We start from the raw sequence: 15,581 nt of genomic DNA, 5'->3' as shown, positions 1-15,581 counted from the left end.
ATCAGACCACCCCCGCAGTATCGATGCTGTTCGTGTTGGAGTCTACCACGTCGGGATCGTTCGTGTTCGTGGCGCTGATGGCGTTATTGGTGCGCGACAGATCTCCCGTCAAGAAGGAGCCGGCTCCGGCATAGGTTTTGGAGGTGCTCGAAGGAGAGATTTGGATCGCGTCGCCGAATTGGACGACGCCGCTGCCGCCGACGCTCAAGATTTTGACATTGCCGACGATGCATGGCATAGGCATAACGACTCCTTCGCTCTAGGCTCTTAGACAGTGTATGAAGGCAGGAGCCTAGAGGTTCTCTCGAGCCGAGCGGGAACGGCCGGGAGGCCGGTTTCATATGCTGGAGGAAGGTGTCTGGGCGGCGGCCCGGTTATCGGAGTATCGGGCGGGGAGGAGACGGCGTTGAAATCTTTTTTCGACAGCGGACCGCTTCCGGATTGGCAAGAGCTTCGGAGGTGGCTGGGCAAGGATATCCCGTGGAAGTTGGCGGAAAATTGGGATCGGGCGGGCGACGCCAACTGGATGAACGATTATGTAAAGAAGCTTCTGCAGAACGCCAAAGCCGGGGTGAGCGCCTCGGAGCGCGCGGCGGTGCAGATCGAAACGAGGCAGGAAGGGAAGTACGTCAGGGTCGCGATCCGGCTGGGGCCTGAGGTCGACGTTCGCGCCTTGCAGCTGACGACGACTTCGGAGCGGCTCAAAATAAGCGGGCTTCCGGGCGGCAAGAAGCGGGTAATCCGGTTCCCGTGTCTCGTCTACCCGCGGACCGGCAAAGCCGTCATGAAGAAGGAGCGTCACATTGTCGTCCGCTTTAAGCGGAGGCCTTCGGAAAAGTCCGAATACGAATTGTTTATCGAGACGTAAAACGTTATAATGCTAGAGGAAACCAGCATTCGGACTTTCGGATCAGGCATTCGTTAAGGGGGCAAGGCAGTGGAAATCACGGACGTATCGCAAGTGTCGCCCGGTTTGTTCATCGCGGGAGTTATTTTCATTACGATGATCGGTTCGTTTCTGAGCATGGGCGTGCTGCGCTTTTTTCAATTGAAGAAGCGTCAGGGCGGCATTTATTTGGGGTTGTCGGCGGTCTCTTTCGTGACGATGGTGCTCGTGGTGAACACGTGGTTCTCTTGAACGGGGAGACGGAGGTCGCTCGCGCGGGTCGAACGGATGCGGGCGGCTTCTTTGGCATGAGGAATAATGGAAGCGATTTCTTCGCGGCAGGCCAGGAAAGGATCCCGACCGCCGGGACGAAGAGCCGCCCCGACCGCGCGACGGGGGCGGCGATCGGGGCGGCCGGCGACCGGAGAAGGCTTAGCGGCGTTTGTTTCTCAAGTTGGACGTGCTGACGTTGCCTTCGCGGTCGTTAACGCCCTCGAAGTCTCCGCAGTAGACGTCTTTTACGGACACGCTGGTCTTATGGTGATAAACCGGGACGCAGTGATGGCGTCTGATAACTTGAATCTGATGAACGACATCGACATGCTGCGGGTGATAGTAGTCCTCGAATACGGTTTGCGGTGGATCAAAAATGGCTTTGCTGTTGCATTTTGGACGATCGGACACTTAGATCATTCTCCTTCCTTGGGATGTTGTACATTATACGGCGTCCGCTCCCGGTTGCCTGTTCGAAGGCCTAAGGGCTCGCCCACATCTGGCGCGGTTTGACGGGAGAATGGGTTTGTTGCATAGTAAAAGAATAAAAGTGTTGCGGGAGGGTATCTCGTGGGATCGACGGAACGCATCATGCAGAGGATGTCCCGAAACGGGCTGCGCATTACGGAGCAGCGCAAGACGATGGTCAAATTGTTCGACGGCGCTCCCGGCTATTTGACGCCCAAAGAAGTGTACGAGCATATGCAGAGGGTATATCCGGGGCTCAGCTTCGATACGGTGTACCGGAATTTGCGGCTGCTGCTGGATATGGACGTAGTGGAGCAGGTCGTGTTCGAAGACGGAGTCAAATTCAAGCTGAGCTGCGAAGAGCAGCATCACCATCATCATATGATTTGCCTGCAATGCGAGAAGACGCTGCCGATCCGATTTTGTCCGATGACGGAAACCGACGTTCCGGGCGACTTCGAAGTCGTGAAGCATAAATTCGAAGTGTTCGGGTATTGCGGGGATTGCCGGGAGGCGGCTTCGGGCTCCGTGCCGGAAGCGAGATGAGCGTCGCCCGCCGCGCGCTGCAGGCGCCGATTCACGTCTACCGCAAGTTCATTTCTCCGCTGAAGCCGCCGACCTGCCGCTTCCTGCCGACCTGCTCGGCGTACGCGCTGGAGGCGATCGAGGTGCACGGCGCCGCCAAAGGCTCTTACCTCGCCGTTAAACGGATCTGCAAATGCCATCCTTTCCACCCCGGAGGCTTCGATCCCGTTCCGGAGCGGAAGAAGCAGGAATCGACTTGACACGACGGCGTCCGTTCGGTTATATTTTGCGGAAAGAGTGTTACAATGAGAGTTCAAAAAGTTCGGTTTTCAGCACCGAGAATGTTGGATGAAGACCGGGTATGAGGAGCGGAGCGTAGTGGAAGCTACGTGAGCACCGGAAGAGACGGCTGAATTCAAGATTCGATGTCGAGTCTGCTTCCCGAGAGGCTTCGTGATCAAAAGCGGACTTTTTGAACCACCTCTTATATTGTTTCCAGTGAAGGGATAAGTACAAGGCGTCGCACTATCGCAGAGAGCCGGGGGAGCTGAGAACCGGCATAGGGCGGCCTTGGAAGATGGTCCTGGAGGAATCGCTTTCGAGCATGGCGCGGCGGCAAGCCGCACCGGTGAGGGAGCGACGCGGGGATCGGCGTTAAAGATCGGCTTAATGAGCTTTCGCGGGACTGCGGTCCTGCGGGAGGAATTTGGGTGGTACCGCGTGAGCGCAGCTCTCGTCCCATACGGACGGGAGCTTTATGTTTTTTAAACCGCGAAGGAGATGAACGCAATGACGGAAAAGGAAAAATCGTTCTACATTACGACGCCGATCTATTACCCGAGCGACAAGCTGCATATCGGCCATGCGTACACAACGGTGGCGGGAGACGCGATGGCGCGCTACAAAAGGCTGCGCGGATACAACGTGCGTTACTTGACGGGAACGGACGAACACGGGCAGAAGATCGAACGAAAGGCGCAGGAAGCGGGCAAGACGCCGCAGCAGTTCGTCGACGACATCGTCGTCGGCATCAAGGAGCTGTGGAGGAAGCTGGAAATTTCCAACGACGACTTCATTCGCACGACGGAACCCCGCCATACGAAGGTCGTCCAGGATATTTTCGCGAAGCTGCTGGAGCAAGGGGACATCTATAAGGGCGAGTACGAAGGCTGGTACAGCATCCCGGACGAAACGTACTACACGGAGTCGCAATTGGTCGACGTGGAGCGCAATGACGCGGGAGAGGTCGTCGGCGGCAAAAGTCCGGACAGCGGTCACCCGGTGGAACTGGTCAAGGAAGAGAGCTACTTCTTCCGGATGAGCAAATACGCCGATCGCCTGCTGCAATATTACGAGGATCACCCCGACTTCATCCAGCCGGAATCGCGCAAGACGGAGATGATCAACAATTTCATCAAGCCGGGGCTGGAAGACTTGGCGGTGTCGCGGACGACGTTCAACTGGGGCATCCCGGTTCCGGGAGATCCGAAGCACGTCATCTACGTGTGGATCGACGCGCTGTCCAATTACATTACGGCGCTCGGATACGGGACGGACGCGGACGAAGCTTATCGCCAATATTGGCCGGCCAACGTCCATCTCGTCGGCAAGGAGATCGTTCGTTTCCATACGATCTATTGGCCGATCATGCTGATGGCGCTGGGCGTGCCGCTGCCGCAGAAAGTATTCGCGCACGGCTGGCTGCTTATGAAGGACGGCAAAATGTCCAAGTCGAAGGGCAACGTCGTCGACCCGGTCAAGCTGATCGATCACTTCGGCCTGGATGCGGTTCGTTATTACCTGCTGCGTGAAGTGCCGTTCGGAGCGGACGGCGCGTTCACGCCCGAAAACTTCGTGGAACGCATCAACTACGATCTGGCCAACGATCTGGGCAACCTGCTCAACCGTACGGTGGCGATGATCGACAAGTACTTCGGCGGCGAGGTGCCGCAATTCGGCCTTGGCGTGACGGAGTTCGACGGCGATCTGGAACGGATGGCGCTGGCGACCGTGGAGAAGGTGGAGGCGGCGATGGAGAACATGGAGTTCTCTGTGGCGTTATCCGCGATCTGGACGCTGGTCGGCCGGACGAACAAATATATCGACGAGACGAAGCCTTGGACGCTGGCCAAGGAGGAAGCGGATCGCGCGGCGCTGGCTTCCGTCATGGGTCATCTGGCGGAAAGTCTGCGGATCGTGTCGATTCTGATCCAGCCGTTCCTGACGCATGCGCCTCGGAGCATGTGGACGCAATTGGGGCTGACGGAAGGCGAACTGACGGCATGGGAGAGCCTGCGCGAGTTCGGGGCGAAGCTGGCCGGCACGAAAATCAGCAAAGGCGACCCGATCTTCCCTCGCCTGGATTTGGCCGAAGAAGTCGCATGGATTTCCGGCTCGATGGGCGGCGCAGGGGCAGCTTCAGCTGCTGCAAGCGCGGAAACCGCGGCGCCGGCGGATGCGGGCGCGGAGGAAGCTCCGGAGCTCGCTCCGGAAATTACGATCGACGACTTCATGAAGGTCGAGCTTCGGGTCGCGCAGGTCGTCGCTTGCGAACCGGTTCCGAAGGCCGACAAGCTGCTTAAGCTGCAGCTCGACCTCGGCTTCGAGCGCCGGCAGGTCGTATCCGGCATCGCCAAGTTTTACAAGCCGGAGGAACTGATCGGCCGCAAAGTGATTTGCGTAACGAACCTGAAGCCGGTCAAGCTGAGAGGCGAGATGTCCCAAGGCATGATTCTCGCTGCGTCCCAGGGCGATCAACTGACGCTTGCGACGGTTCCGGACGGCATGCCGAACGGCGCGATCGTGAAGTAGGGCGCGGGAATTCGCGAAGAAACCGCGGTAGGCCCCGTTCTGCTTGCTTCATCTGAACGGCTAATCAAGGCATCCTGGTCTTTATCGCCTCGTTGTAAGCGCGGCGAGGGACGGGGTGCCTTTTTCTTTCGCCCGGGGAGACGAGCAATAAGCGCACGGCGTGTTACTCATGGCCAGGCGTGAGCTTGCCCAACAATACGAAGTTGACAGCGGGCGGTCGGCGGGCCTATAATCGGATCTGTTAATAAAAAAGATTACGATTAAGGGGTCTATCATGAAAACATCATCTTTCAAATTGTCTTTAATCATAGCGTTGAGCGTTTCCGTTGCGCTTCTGGCCGGCTGCGGCAAGAGCGATTCCTATTCGCAGGCGGAAGGCAAGGTGAACGTGGTCACCAGCTTCTACCCGCTGTATTTCTTCGCCAAGGAGATCGGCGGCGAGCACGCGCATGTCGTGAATCTGATCGCCGCGGGCGTAGAGCCGCACGAATGGACGCCGAAGAGCCGCGATCTGGACGCCGCGTCCAAAGCCCAGCTGTTCCTCTATAACGGCGCGGGTCTGGAAGGCTGGGTCGACGGCTTCCTGAAGGGACTTGGAGCGGGCAGCCAAGTGCTCACCGTCGAGGCGAGCAAAGGGATCGAGCTGATCCAGGGCAATCCGGAGCACGACCACGAGCATGAGGACGAGGACGGGCACGAAGGCGAAGAAGGGTCCGAGGACGAACACGGTCACGAGGGCGAAGAAGGGGCCGAGGACGGACACGGTCACGAGGGAGAAGAAGGCGCCGAGGAAGCTCACGACGACGAGCATGAGGGCGAAGCGAGCGGCGAGGTCCATGAAGGCGAAGAAGCCGGCCACAGCCACTCCGATCTGGACGTCGATCCGCACACGTGGACCAGTCCGCGCTCCGCGCTGGTGATGGCCGCTAACATCTTGGACGCGTTCGTGCAGGTGGACCCGGCCAACCGTGCGGCTTACGAGAGCAACTACTCCCAGCTGGAGAGCAAGCTTCGCGAACTGGACGATAAGTTCACCAAGGAGCTGTCGGGCTACGAGCGCCGCGACATCGTCGTCTCTCACCAGGCGTTCGGATATTTGGCCCGGGATTACAAGTTGAACCAGGTCGCGATCATGGGGCTGTCCCCGGAAGCCGAGCCGAGAGCGCAGGACTTGCTGGAGATCGCCAAGTTCGTGAAGGAAAACGGCATTCCTTACATTTTCTTCGAGGAGCTCGTGTCCGAGCAGTTGGCCGATACGCTGGCAAGAGAAGCTAAAGTAGACACGCTTGTCCTGAACCCGCTGGAGGGGCTTACGTCGGAGCAGGAAAAAAAGGGAGAGAATTACTTCACGCTGATGGAGCGCAATCTGGAAAACTTGCAGAAGGCGCTTCAGTAATCTAACATATAAGGATTAGAAGCAATGTGAACGCAAGAAAGGAGGGCTACGGATGAACGCAACGGCAACGGATGCAACGTCGGCAGCGGGGGCGACGGAAATGAGGGCGGCGACGGCGGCGGCCAAAACGGCGCAGGCGGGCTGCCATCAGGAGATCGTGAGCCTAAGCGGAGTGTCGTTCTCCTACGATAACCAGCCGATTTTGCAGGACGTGAGCTTTCGCATCATGGAACGGGATTTCGTCGGGCTGATCGGCTCCAACGGAGCGGGCAAAACGACGCTGCTGAGGATGATCGTCGGCTTGACCCGCCCGCAGAAAGGCTCTGTCTCGCTGTTCGGAACGCCCGCGGCCCAGTTCAAGGACTGGAATCTGATCGGCTACGTTCCCCAGAGGAGCCACTTCAACCCGCTGTTCCCGGCCACGGTGAAGGAAGTCGTCCTGTCGGGATTGTACGGCAGGAAGAAGCTGTTTCGCCGCATATCCAAGGAGGATGTCGGGCGCTGCGACGACGCCTTGAAGGCGCTGAAGATCGAGGATCTCGGCGACAAGCGGATCGGAGCGTTGTCCGGGGGGCAGCAGCAGAGGGTGTTCCTGGCGCGGGCGCTGATCAACAACCCGAAGCTGCTCATCTTGGACGAGCCGCTTACCGGCATCGACATCGAGACGCAGCAAAACTTTTTCCACATGATCAAGCATATGCATCAAAGGCACAACATTACGTTCCTGATGGTGTCCCACGACATGGACATGGTCCGCTCCTACTTGGGCGAGGAGCCGAAGGAGCGCAGCGGCAAGCTCAGCTTCTACGTTCGCCACTCCCACGACCTGGAAGATTGCCAAGGCACGGATTTGCTGCACTCGTTGCGGAAAGAAGGGTAACTGGGATTGGAACTTTTATCGGCTGAATTTTTCCAGAGGGCTCTGATCGGAGGCGCCTTGATTGCGATAACCGCTCCACTGTTGGGGCTGTTTCTCGTGCTCAGGCGTCTGGCCATGATCGGGGACACGCTGGCCCATGTGAGCATCGCGGGTGTCGCGCTCGGCTTACTCATAAACGTATATCCGGTTGCGGTCGGTTTGCTGTTCGCGATAGCGGCTTCGTTCGGGATTGAGTGGCTGCGCAAGGCGTACCGCACGTACGCGGAGTTGTCGCTGGCCATCATCATGTCGGGGGGGATCGCGCTCGCTTCGTTGCTGTTTACGATAGGTAAGAGTTTTAGCCAGAACGCCAATTCATTTTGGTTCGGAAGCATTTATACGCTCGATTATACGGACATCTACGTTATACTGGGCGTTACGGTCGTCGTGCTCTCGATGGTGCTCATTCACAAGAAAGAGCTGTTCCTGCTGACGTTCGACGAAGACGCGGCCGCGGTGAGCGGTTTGCCTATGAAGTATTTTAATATTATGCTTAGTATATTAACCGCTCTCGTCGTCAGCGCGGCGATCAAGATCGTCGGCGCGCTGCTCGTGTCCGCCCTGCTGACGATTCCGGCCGCGTGCAGTCTGGCGCTGTCGCGCAGCTTTAAGCAAGCCGTCATTCTCGTCGTCGTCATCGGCGAGGCGGCGGTGCTGGCCGGACTGTGGATCGCCGGCGTCGCCAACCTCGCTCCGGGCGGAACGGTCGTGCTGCTGCTCATCGCCATCCTGGTGATGTGCATCGCTTCGACGCGGTTAATCAGAACCTAGGTCCAGGAGGTATACGCAATGGCGGACTTAAACGTCGGAATCGCTTTCGCCGCAGGCTTGGCCTCATTTATTTCGCCCTGCTGCCTGCCGCTGTATCCGGCGTACTTATCCTACATAACCGGCGTCTCCGTCAATCAGATCAAGACGGATACGAGCCGCAGCATGCGCATGAAAACGATGAGCCACACGTTCTTTTTCATTCTCGGCTTCTCGTTTGTGTTTTTCGCGCTGGCGTACGGCGCCAACGCGTTCACCGACGTTTTCAGGGATTATCAGGATACGATTCGTAAAATATCGGCCATTTTCATCGTGCTGATGGGCTTGTTCCTGATGGGCATCTTTCAGCCGCAGCTGCTGATGAAGGAGCGCAAGCTGGACTTGAAGTGGAAGCCGGGCGGCTATCTCGGCTCGTTCGTGTTCGGCATCGGCTTCTCCGCCGGATGGTCGCCGTGCGTCGGTCCGATTCTCGGCTCAATCCTGCTGCTGTCCGCAAGCAATCCCGGCACGTGGGTCGGATTGACGACGGCGTACTCGCTCGGATTCGCCTTGCCGTTCTTCATTCTTGCGTTCTTCCTCGGCACTGCCAGATGGATTCTGAAATACTCGAACGCCCTCATGAAAGTCGGCGGGGCGATGATGATCCTGATGGGCGTGCTGCTGTTCACCGACAAGATGACGCAAATTACGATCTGGCTGCAAAGCATTACGCCGAAGTGGCTGTTCGATATTATGTGAAGTATTCGATGCGGGCTTGTGGAAAACGCTCGAAGATGCGCTCCGTGATCCATTCGCGGAGCGCTTCCGCTTGTGGAAAAGGCGTCTTGATACTTTTCTTGGCGGACGGAGAGTTCAGACTTGCTCGGTTTGCGTCAAACGGTGTATGATATGGAAGGAAAGGGGGACTAGCGTTGCCTACCCCAAGTATGGAAGACTATTTGGAGAGGATTTACCGCTTGATCGACGAGAAGGGCTACGCCCGCGTCTCCGACATTGCCGAAGGGTTGGAAGTGCATCCTTCCTCGGTTACGAAGATGATTCAGAAGCTGGACAAGGATAATTACTTGATCTACGAGAAGTACAGGGGTCTCGTGTTGACGAACAAGGGCAAGAAGATCGGCAAGAGGCTGGTCGACCGCCATCATCTCCTGGAAACTTTCCTGACGATCATCGGAGTTCAGGAGGATAAAATTTACGCAGACGTGGAAGGAATCGAGCACCATCTGAGCTGGGATTCCATCACGTGCATCGAATCGCTCGTCGAATACTTCAACCGCGATCCGTCCCGCGCGGAAGAGCTGGTGAAGATCCGGTCCGAGATGGACAGCGAGTGAGCGATAATAACGATCATGCAATAGAGCAGCCGAACCCGCGCAGGGGACGGCTGCTTTTTCGATTCGGGGAGATCCGCGTTGGTGTATTAGGGCCATTGCCGAACGCATATGGATGAAAGCAAGGGCCGGAAGGTGCGGCTGCGACTTGCGCGAAGTCCGCGGGGAGGCGAGGGCAAGTGGAGACGACTCGGGTAAATGCGGTGTTCGAAGGCGGAGGAGTAAGGGGAATATCGCTGACGGGGGCGGTCCGCGCGGCGGAAAAGCACGGCATCGTGTTCAATCGGGTCGCCGGCACTTCGTCGGGAAGCATCGTCGCCGCATTGCTGGCGGCCGGGTATACGGCCGACGAGATGAAGGCCGCGATTGAGCGGACGCCGCCGGCCTCCCTGCTGAGGAAGAGCGCTTTTCCGGCGGTGCGCCTCTTCCTGCGCAAAGGGCTCTATTCCGGCAAACGGCTGGAGAAATGGGTCGCGGAGCTGCTCGCATCCAAAGGGGTTCGCACTTTCGGCGACTTGCCGGACGGGAAGCTGCGAATTATCGCGTCGGATATTACGAACGGAAGACTGCTCGTCCTTCCCGGAGACATCTCTCAGTACGGAATCGCGCCGGAACGCTTCTCCGTCGCCAGGGCCGTGCGGATGAGCACGAGCATTCCTTATTTTTTCGATCCGGTCGTTCTGCGCCAACCATTCAAGGAACGCAAAAAGCAAGCGGTGCGTTCGAGGTTTTCATACGTCGTCGACGGCGGCCTGCTGAGCAACTTTCCGTTATGGCTGTTTCAGCAAGACGGTTCGTCCGATCCGGCGACGTCCGTGATCGGCTTTCAGATGGTAGGGCGTTCCGATGCGCAGCCCCATCGAATCAACGGGCCGGTATCGATGTTCCAGGCGATGTTCGAGACGATGCTCAGCGCGCACGACGAAAGGTATATCGAGAAAAACAAGGAGATTCGCACGATCAAAATTCCGACTTTGGGCGTCAGCGGGACGCAGTTTCATCTGACTCCGGAGAAGAGCGAGGCTTTGTACCGTTCGGGGCTGGAGGCGGGGGAGAAGTTTTTTCAAAGCTGGGACCGCAAAGCCGGGGTGCTCAAGGTGAACATCTCCAAACCGAGGTGAGGAATGCGGGGGAAGATCGCCAGGCGGCGGAAGCAAGGCAAAGCGAAGGGGCAGTTCCGACGGCCATGGCTGGCCGGGGAACTGCCCCTTGCTTCAGTGATACCGGGGCGGTTCGTCGTCCCGGTCCTTCCGCCCTTCGATGACGGTGAAAGGAGAAGCGCGTCTTCGTTCCGTCTTGGAGGAAGCGCTGCGGAAATCCGGACGCGGCGGCTTCTTGACGGGAGGGCGGCTTCGCTGCTTCGGCTTTCTCCATCTGTCCGGCGGAAATTTGTACAGCAGAAACACGATCGCTGCCAGTCCGAGCGGAATTGCCCACGAATCGATGGAGCCCTGCATCATTCTCGTAATCACGCCGATCGCCATAAACGCCAGCACGACGGCAAACCAGGGCTGGATTCGGTTTCTCATGCGCATCCTCCTCCGGATACATCAATGATCTTGGCATGCCGGGAACAAACTTTAAGCCTGCTTGGCAAGCGCGACGCGCGGGGTCGAGATCTCGTTGTCGAGCTCTCTCATCCGGTTAAAAGACGCGATGGAGACCGCCACTTGGTCGTCGTTCGGTTCTTTGGTCGTCAGAAGCTGCAGCCAGAGGCCGGGAGCTCCGAGCCATTTCAATACCGGGATGTCCCGAAGCGCGTTCGTCCATCTCAGCACTTCGTAGGAGACGCCCAGCACGACCGGAAGCAGCAGAATGCGCTGCATAATGCGTTCGGCCATCGAGTCCCAGGTGAAGAAAGAATAGATGATGACGCCGACGATTACGGTGAAAATAATAAAGCTGCTGCCGCATCGATAGTGAAGCCGGCTGAATTTCTGCACTTTCTCGACTGTAAGCTCAGATCCCGCTTCGTACGCGCTGATGACTTTGTGCTCCGCGCCGTGATACTGGAACAGCCTCTTGATCATCGGCGTCTGCGAGATGAACCACAAGTATACAAGCAAGAGAATGATTTTGATGACGCCTTCAAGCAGGTTGTGCATTATTTTATTCTCGAAGGCTTGGCTAAAGATCAGCCCTTCGACGAAAGCCGGCACCAAAGTGAAAATCAGCTTGCCTACGACGAAAGATAGTATGCCCACGACGGCAACTCCTAAAATCATCGTCAGGTTCCAGCGATCCTTCTCTTTTTCCTGCTCCTTCTGCTTGGCGGCTTCTTCCGGACCCGCTTCGTCTTCGGCGTACGCTTCGGCCGAGTAGGTCAAATGCTGGGAGCCTTTGGCCGCGGATTCGACGATGCCTACAATGCCGCGGACGAACGGGATCTTCTTGATCTTGTTAAGAACCGGAGTCGGCTTCTTGGGCACTTCCAGGAAGGTGATTTGCTGATCTTTGCGGCGAACCGCGGTCACGTGAACGTGCTTGCCGGCGAACATGACGCCTTCTATGACGGCCTGTCCTCCATAGATCGAGGGAGATGGTTTTGACATGACGGGTCACCTGCTTTACGGATAAATCTGGGGGCGGGCGAACCGGAGCCCCGAGTAATTCTATTTTACAGGATCGGGGGATAGAAAGCCACTGGCAATGGGGGAGACGGCCCGCGTCAAGAGTAGCCCGAAGCGGATGAGGCCATACTATCCGCGAATTGCCAACCTTGCCGTGGAAGGATGAAAGCGCATGACGTCCGCATCTCAATACGAAAATCGTCGGAAGACCGGAGAGAGCGAGCCGGCTCCGACCCGACCGATCTTGTTCAGTCTGAAAATCGGCTTTTTCGCCGGCCTCATCTGGGGGCTGCTCCGCTGGCTGGCGACCGGACTCAATTTTACGAGCGTGACGCAAGCGTTTCTGCTCGATCCGTTCGTCCCTCGGGCCTGGCTCGGAGGCTTCTATTGGCAGCTGGGAGGATTGGGCGCGTTCATCGCGATGTCGATGTTGGCGGCGCTCGTCTACGTTGCGCTGCTCGGCAAGCTGACCGGTCCTTGGCCGGGGCTCGGCTTCGGCGCCGCCTGGTGGGCGCTCGTGTACGCTTGGGCCGGACCTTACATCGGAGCGCTTCCGCCGCTTAACCGGATCGGCTGGGACAGCATCATCACGGATTTCTGCCTGTTCCTGCTCTGGGGGCTGTTCATCGGCTACAGCATCGCGTTCGAGCTCCATGACGAAGCGAGCCGGGAACCGTCCCGCAAAGCCGCGCAAGGCTCCCCGCAGCCTTCCTAGGGCGTGTATGCAACCTCCGAGGGAAGCAGATATTGCGGAATTTTCGTTCCATGCCAGGAACTTTTGTGAAGGCGTACCGGGGGTACGTCAAGCAAAAGTGACGAAGCAGGGGAGATGCCTCTGAGCGGGTTGGCATACACGCCCTAGCAAACGGCGAGAGCGCAAAAAGCTTAATTCCACCGTTTTCCTGAAAGCCGCCGGTATGTTACAATGTCTGATGTACTTGGCCCGGTCGGCCAGGCCGGCCGACGACGGCTATGGAGCGGGAGGAACAGGACAATGGCAAGCATACTGGTACTGAACGGCCCGAACTTGAACATGCTCGGCATTCGCGAGCCGGGCGTCTACGGCGCCGTAACGCTGGCGGAGATCGAGGCGCGTCTAAGGAAGCTCTCCGTTTCTTTGGGGGCCGAACTGAGCTTTTTCCAATCGAATCACGAAGGGGCTTTGCTGGACGAAATCCATGCCGCCTACGGCAAGCACGACGGCATTCTGATTAATCCGGGCGCGCTGACCCACACGAGCTATGCCCTGAGGGACGGGCTCTCGTCCGTCGGACTACCCGTCGTCGAGGTTCATCTCTCCAACATTCATAAGCGAGAAGCTTTCCGCCATACTTCGCTGACGGCGGCAGTCGCGGTCGGCCAGATCGCGGGATTCGGAGCGGACAGCTACGAGCTGGGGCTTCTGGCGCTGTGCCGGCACATAGAGGGAGGAAGAACGAATGCCTAATGTTAGGGTTGCCCGTCTGCGGGAAGCGATCGCCGGAACGGAAGGCCATGCGCTTCTCGTCACGAATCGTCTTAACGTGCGCTATCTGACCGGTTTCACCGGAACGTCCGGAGCGGCGCTGATCTCGGCGGACAAGGCCGTATTCGTGACCGATTTCCGCTATACCGAACAGGCGGCGGAGCAGGCGCTGGGCTTCGACATCGTGAAGCACGGCGCGGACATGAACGCGACGATCGCGGGATTGCTGAAGGAGTGGGGCGCGCAGAAGCTGCTGATCGAAGAGCAGGACGTCACCTATGCGGCCTATCGGAAAATGGAAGAGGCGTTCCGCCCTGCGGAGTTGCTGCGGTCCGAAGGCATTGTGGAGAAGCTGCGGATGACGAAGGACGAGGACGAGCTGGCGATTTTGCAGGAAGCGGCCGACTTGGCCGATCGGACCTTCGATCACATTCTGGCGTATCTGAAGCCCGGCGCGACCGAACGGTCGATCGCTCTGGAGATCGAGTTCTTCATGCGTTCGCAGGGCGCGACGAGCTCTTCCTTCGACACGATCGTCGCTTCCGGCGAACGTTCAGCGTTGCCGCACGGAGTCGCCAGCGACAAGACGATCGGCACCGGCGAATTCGTCACGCTTGATTTCGGCGCCTATTACAAAGGCTACTGCTCGGATATTACGCGTACGGTTGTCGTCGGCCAAGCGAGCGACAAACACAAGGAAATCTACGCGATCGTGCAGGAAGCGCAGCAATACGCCCTCGATCATCTGCGTCCGGGGATGACCGGAAAAGAAGGCGACGCCTTGACGAGAGATATCATCACACGGTATGGTTATGGGGAATATTTCGGTCACGGTACGGGACACGGAATCGGTTTGGAGATTCACGAATCGCCGCGGCTGTCGCTTACCGGCGATGTTGTGCTGACCCCCGGCATGGTCGTGACGGTCGAGCCGGGCATCTATCTCCCCGGCTTCGGCGGGGTTCGGATCGAGGACGACGTCGTGATGACAGAAGGCGGTATCCGCATTCTGACAAGCTCGCCCAAGCGGCTGATCGAGTTGGACTAATCAAGAGCAATGTCTCTACAGGAGGAGTATCGAAGTGATTTCTGTCAACGATTTTAAAACAGGCTTGACTATCGAAGTGGACGGCGCTCTGTGCACCGTTCTGGACTTCCAGCATGTTAAACCGGGCAAAGGCGCCGCATTCGTACGCTCGAAGCTCAAAAACCTGCGCAACGGCAACGTGGTGGAGAAGACGTTCCGCGCAGGCGAGAACGTCGTTCGCGCTCACGTCGAAAACCGTGCGGTGCAGTATCTGTACAACTCTGGCGCCGAGTACACGTTCATGGACAACGAGACGTTCGACCAGTTCGAGCTGACCAAGGCGCAGCTGGAATGGGAAATCAACTTCCTGACGGAAAACATGACCGTCAACATCTCCAGCTACCAAGGCGAGATGATCGGCATTACGATTCCGAACAGCGTCGATCTCAAAGTCGTGGAAACCGAGCCGGGAATCAAAGGCAACACCGCTACGGGCGCGACGAAGAACGCGAAGCTGGAAACCGGCTTTAACGTTCAAGTTCCGCTGTTCATCAACGAAGGCGACGTGCTGACGATCGATACGCGCGAAGGCAGATACGTATCGCGCGCTTAAGCTTCTCGACTTTTCCGAATCCCCGATTCCGCCTGCCGGCGGGTCGGGGATTTTTGTGCTTGCCAGAAAACGTAAAATCACGCCTCTTTTGCCGCTATCCCGTCCAGTCAGGTTGTCTGTATCACATTCTCGAATAGGTACGTAGTGCCGTTTCCCTTCATTTGCCGGTATCCCGTCCAGTCAGGTTGTCTGCACCATATTCCGAATAGGTACGTAGTGCCTTTTCCGTCCTTTTGCCGGTATCCCGTCCAGTCAGGTTGTCTGCACCATATTCCGAATAGGTACGTAGTGCCTTTTTGCCGGTATCCCATCCATTCAGGTTGGTCGTACGCCTTCTGCGAGATCGGCCACGACCTATCCTCCATTTGTCGGTATCCCGACAGCTCAGCAATCCTGATTATTAGCGTTTAGTGATAAGTTATCCAGGTTCATTCTGGAGTGCTACGATAAAAATGCAGTCGAAAAACACCCTCGTATGAAATAAAATGAAAGCTAACGAGGGAGCGAACGAAAATGAATCGATACGACA

General features: G+C 57.6%; 19 protein-coding genes. 15 read left to right on the top strand and 4 right to left on the bottom strand.

The window, feature by feature from the left end; all coding sequences use genetic code 11:
• Position 1: 1 nt before the first annotated feature.
• Positions 2–238: a spore germination protein gene (locus B0G52_RS34730; RefSeq protein ID WP_094051027.1), complete on the bottom strand. Its 237-nt coding sequence runs from the start codon at positions 236–238 to the stop codon at positions 2–4.
• 168 nt (positions 239–406) lie between these two features.
• On the opposite strand from B0G52_RS34730, the gene B0G52_RS34725 reads away from it, so the two are divergent.
• Together B0G52_RS34725 and B0G52_RS34720 are read left to right on the top strand one after the other, a co-directional pair.
• Positions 407–868, top strand: a complete 462-nt coding sequence (locus tag B0G52_RS34725; protein ID WP_094051026.1) for a hypothetical protein — start codon at positions 407–409, stop codon at positions 866–868.
• A 69-nt stretch (positions 869–937) separates the two neighbouring features.
• Positions 938–1,138 (top strand): hypothetical protein, encoded by a 201-nt coding sequence (locus tag B0G52_RS34720; RefSeq protein ID WP_094051025.1) that lies wholly within the window; start codon positions 938–940, stop codon positions 1,136–1,138.
• A gap of 180 nt (positions 1,139–1,318) precedes the next feature.
• Here the strand turns inward: B0G52_RS34720 and B0G52_RS34715 are convergent, their stop codons facing one another.
• On the bottom strand, positions 1,319–1,570 hold the full coding sequence (locus tag B0G52_RS34715) for a hypothetical protein (RefSeq protein WP_198960786.1): 252 nt from the start codon (positions 1,568–1,570) through the stop codon (positions 1,319–1,321).
• Positions 1,571–1,729: 159 nt separating this feature from the next.
• Between B0G52_RS34715 and B0G52_RS34710 the strand changes: the two genes are divergently transcribed.
• The 9 genes from B0G52_RS34710 to B0G52_RS34670 all read left to right on the top strand — a co-directional run bounded on the left by B0G52_RS34710 (position 1,730) and on the right by B0G52_RS34670 (position 10,498).
• A complete protein-coding gene (locus B0G52_RS34710; protein WP_094051024.1) occupies positions 1,730–2,173 on the top strand; it encodes a Fur family transcriptional regulator in 444 nt (147 codons plus the stop codon).
• Entirely contained in the window at positions 2,170–2,412 is a 243-nt protein-coding gene (gene yidD, locus B0G52_RS34705) for a membrane protein insertion efficiency factor YidD (RefSeq protein WP_094051023.1), read from the top strand. The genes B0G52_RS34710 and yidD overlap by 4 nt, the downstream gene beginning before the upstream one ends.
• A 529-nt stretch (positions 2,413–2,941) precedes the next feature.
• Positions 2,942–4,963, top strand: a complete 2,022-nt coding sequence (metG, locus tag B0G52_RS34700; protein WP_094051022.1) for a methionine--tRNA ligase — start codon at positions 2,942–2,944, stop codon at positions 4,961–4,963.
• A 274-nt stretch (positions 4,964–5,237) separates the two neighbouring features.
• Positions 5,238–6,359, top strand: coding sequence for a metal ABC transporter solute-binding protein, Zn/Mn family (locus B0G52_RS34695; RefSeq protein ID WP_094051021.1), 1,122 nt, complete (start codon positions 5,238–5,240; stop codon positions 6,357–6,359).
• 100 nt (positions 6,360–6,459) lie between these two features.
• Complete coding sequence (locus tag B0G52_RS34690) at positions 6,460–7,239, top strand: metal ABC transporter ATP-binding protein (protein ID WP_094051040.1); 780 nt, start codon at positions 6,460–6,462, stop codon at positions 7,237–7,239.
• A gap of 6 nt (positions 7,240–7,245) precedes the next feature.
• Positions 7,246–8,049: a metal ABC transporter permease gene (locus tag B0G52_RS34685; protein ID WP_094051020.1), complete on the top strand. Its 804-nt coding sequence runs from the start codon at positions 7,246–7,248 to the stop codon at positions 8,047–8,049.
• An 18-nt stretch (positions 8,050–8,067) separates the two neighbouring features.
• Positions 8,068–8,784 (top strand): cytochrome c biogenesis CcdA family protein, encoded by a 717-nt coding sequence (locus tag B0G52_RS34680; RefSeq protein WP_094051019.1) that lies wholly within the window; start codon positions 8,068–8,070, stop codon positions 8,782–8,784.
• Positions 8,785–8,957: 173 nt separating this feature from the next.
• Entirely contained in the window at positions 8,958–9,380 is a 423-nt protein-coding gene (gene mntR / locus B0G52_RS34675; protein ID WP_094051018.1) for a transcriptional regulator MntR, read from the top strand.
• Between the two features lie 176 nt (positions 9,381–9,556).
• On the top strand, positions 9,557–10,498 hold the full coding sequence (locus tag B0G52_RS34670; protein WP_094051017.1) for a patatin-like phospholipase family protein: 942 nt from the start codon (positions 9,557–9,559) through the stop codon (positions 10,496–10,498).
• Positions 10,499–10,591: 93 nt separating this feature from the next.
• On the opposite strand, the gene B0G52_RS34665 is transcribed toward B0G52_RS34670, so the two are convergent.
• Together B0G52_RS34665 and B0G52_RS34660 are read right to left on the bottom strand one after the other, a co-directional pair.
• Positions 10,592–10,906 (bottom strand): hypothetical protein, encoded by a 315-nt coding sequence (locus B0G52_RS34665; RefSeq protein ID WP_233163363.1) that lies wholly within the window; start codon positions 10,904–10,906, stop codon positions 10,592–10,594.
• A gap of 51 nt (positions 10,907–10,957) precedes the next feature.
• On the bottom strand, positions 10,958–11,929 hold the full coding sequence (locus B0G52_RS34660) for a DUF1385 domain-containing protein (protein ID WP_094051016.1): 972 nt from the start codon (positions 11,927–11,929) through the stop codon (positions 10,958–10,960).
• Between the two features lie 190 nt (positions 11,930–12,119).
• On the opposite strand from B0G52_RS34660, the gene B0G52_RS34655 reads away from it, so the two are divergent.
• The 4 genes from B0G52_RS34655 to efp all read left to right on the top strand — a co-directional run bounded on the left by B0G52_RS34655 (position 12,120) and on the right by efp (position 15,052).
• Positions 12,120–12,662 carry a YqhR family membrane protein gene (locus B0G52_RS34655; protein WP_094051015.1) on the top strand — a complete coding sequence of 181 codons (543 nt, stop codon included), beginning with the start codon at positions 12,120–12,122 and terminating at the stop codon, positions 12,660–12,662.
• Positions 12,663–12,941: 279 nt separating this feature from the next.
• On the top strand, positions 12,942–13,394 hold the full coding sequence (gene aroQ / locus B0G52_RS34650; protein ID WP_094051014.1) for a type II 3-dehydroquinate dehydratase: 453 nt from the start codon (positions 12,942–12,944) through the stop codon (positions 13,392–13,394).
• On the top strand, positions 13,387–14,460 hold the full coding sequence (locus B0G52_RS34645) for a M24 family metallopeptidase (protein WP_094051013.1): 1,074 nt from the start codon (positions 13,387–13,389) through the stop codon (positions 14,458–14,460). The genes aroQ and B0G52_RS34645 overlap by 8 nt, the downstream gene beginning before the upstream one ends.
• Positions 14,461–14,494: 34 nt before the next feature.
• Complete coding sequence (gene efp, locus B0G52_RS34640) at positions 14,495–15,052, top strand: elongation factor P (protein WP_094051012.1); 558 nt, start codon at positions 14,495–14,497, stop codon at positions 15,050–15,052.
• The last annotated feature ends 529 nt before the right edge of the window (positions 15,053–15,581 follow it).

Source organism: Cohnella sp. SGD-V74 (assembly GCF_003001675.1).
In the GTDB taxonomy this organism is placed as follows: domain Bacteria; phylum Bacillota; class Bacilli; order Paenibacillales; family Paenibacillaceae; genus Cohnella.
The sequence above is the reverse complement of the archived record's forward strand: the minus strand, read 5'-3'. Positions and strand labels throughout refer to the sequence as shown.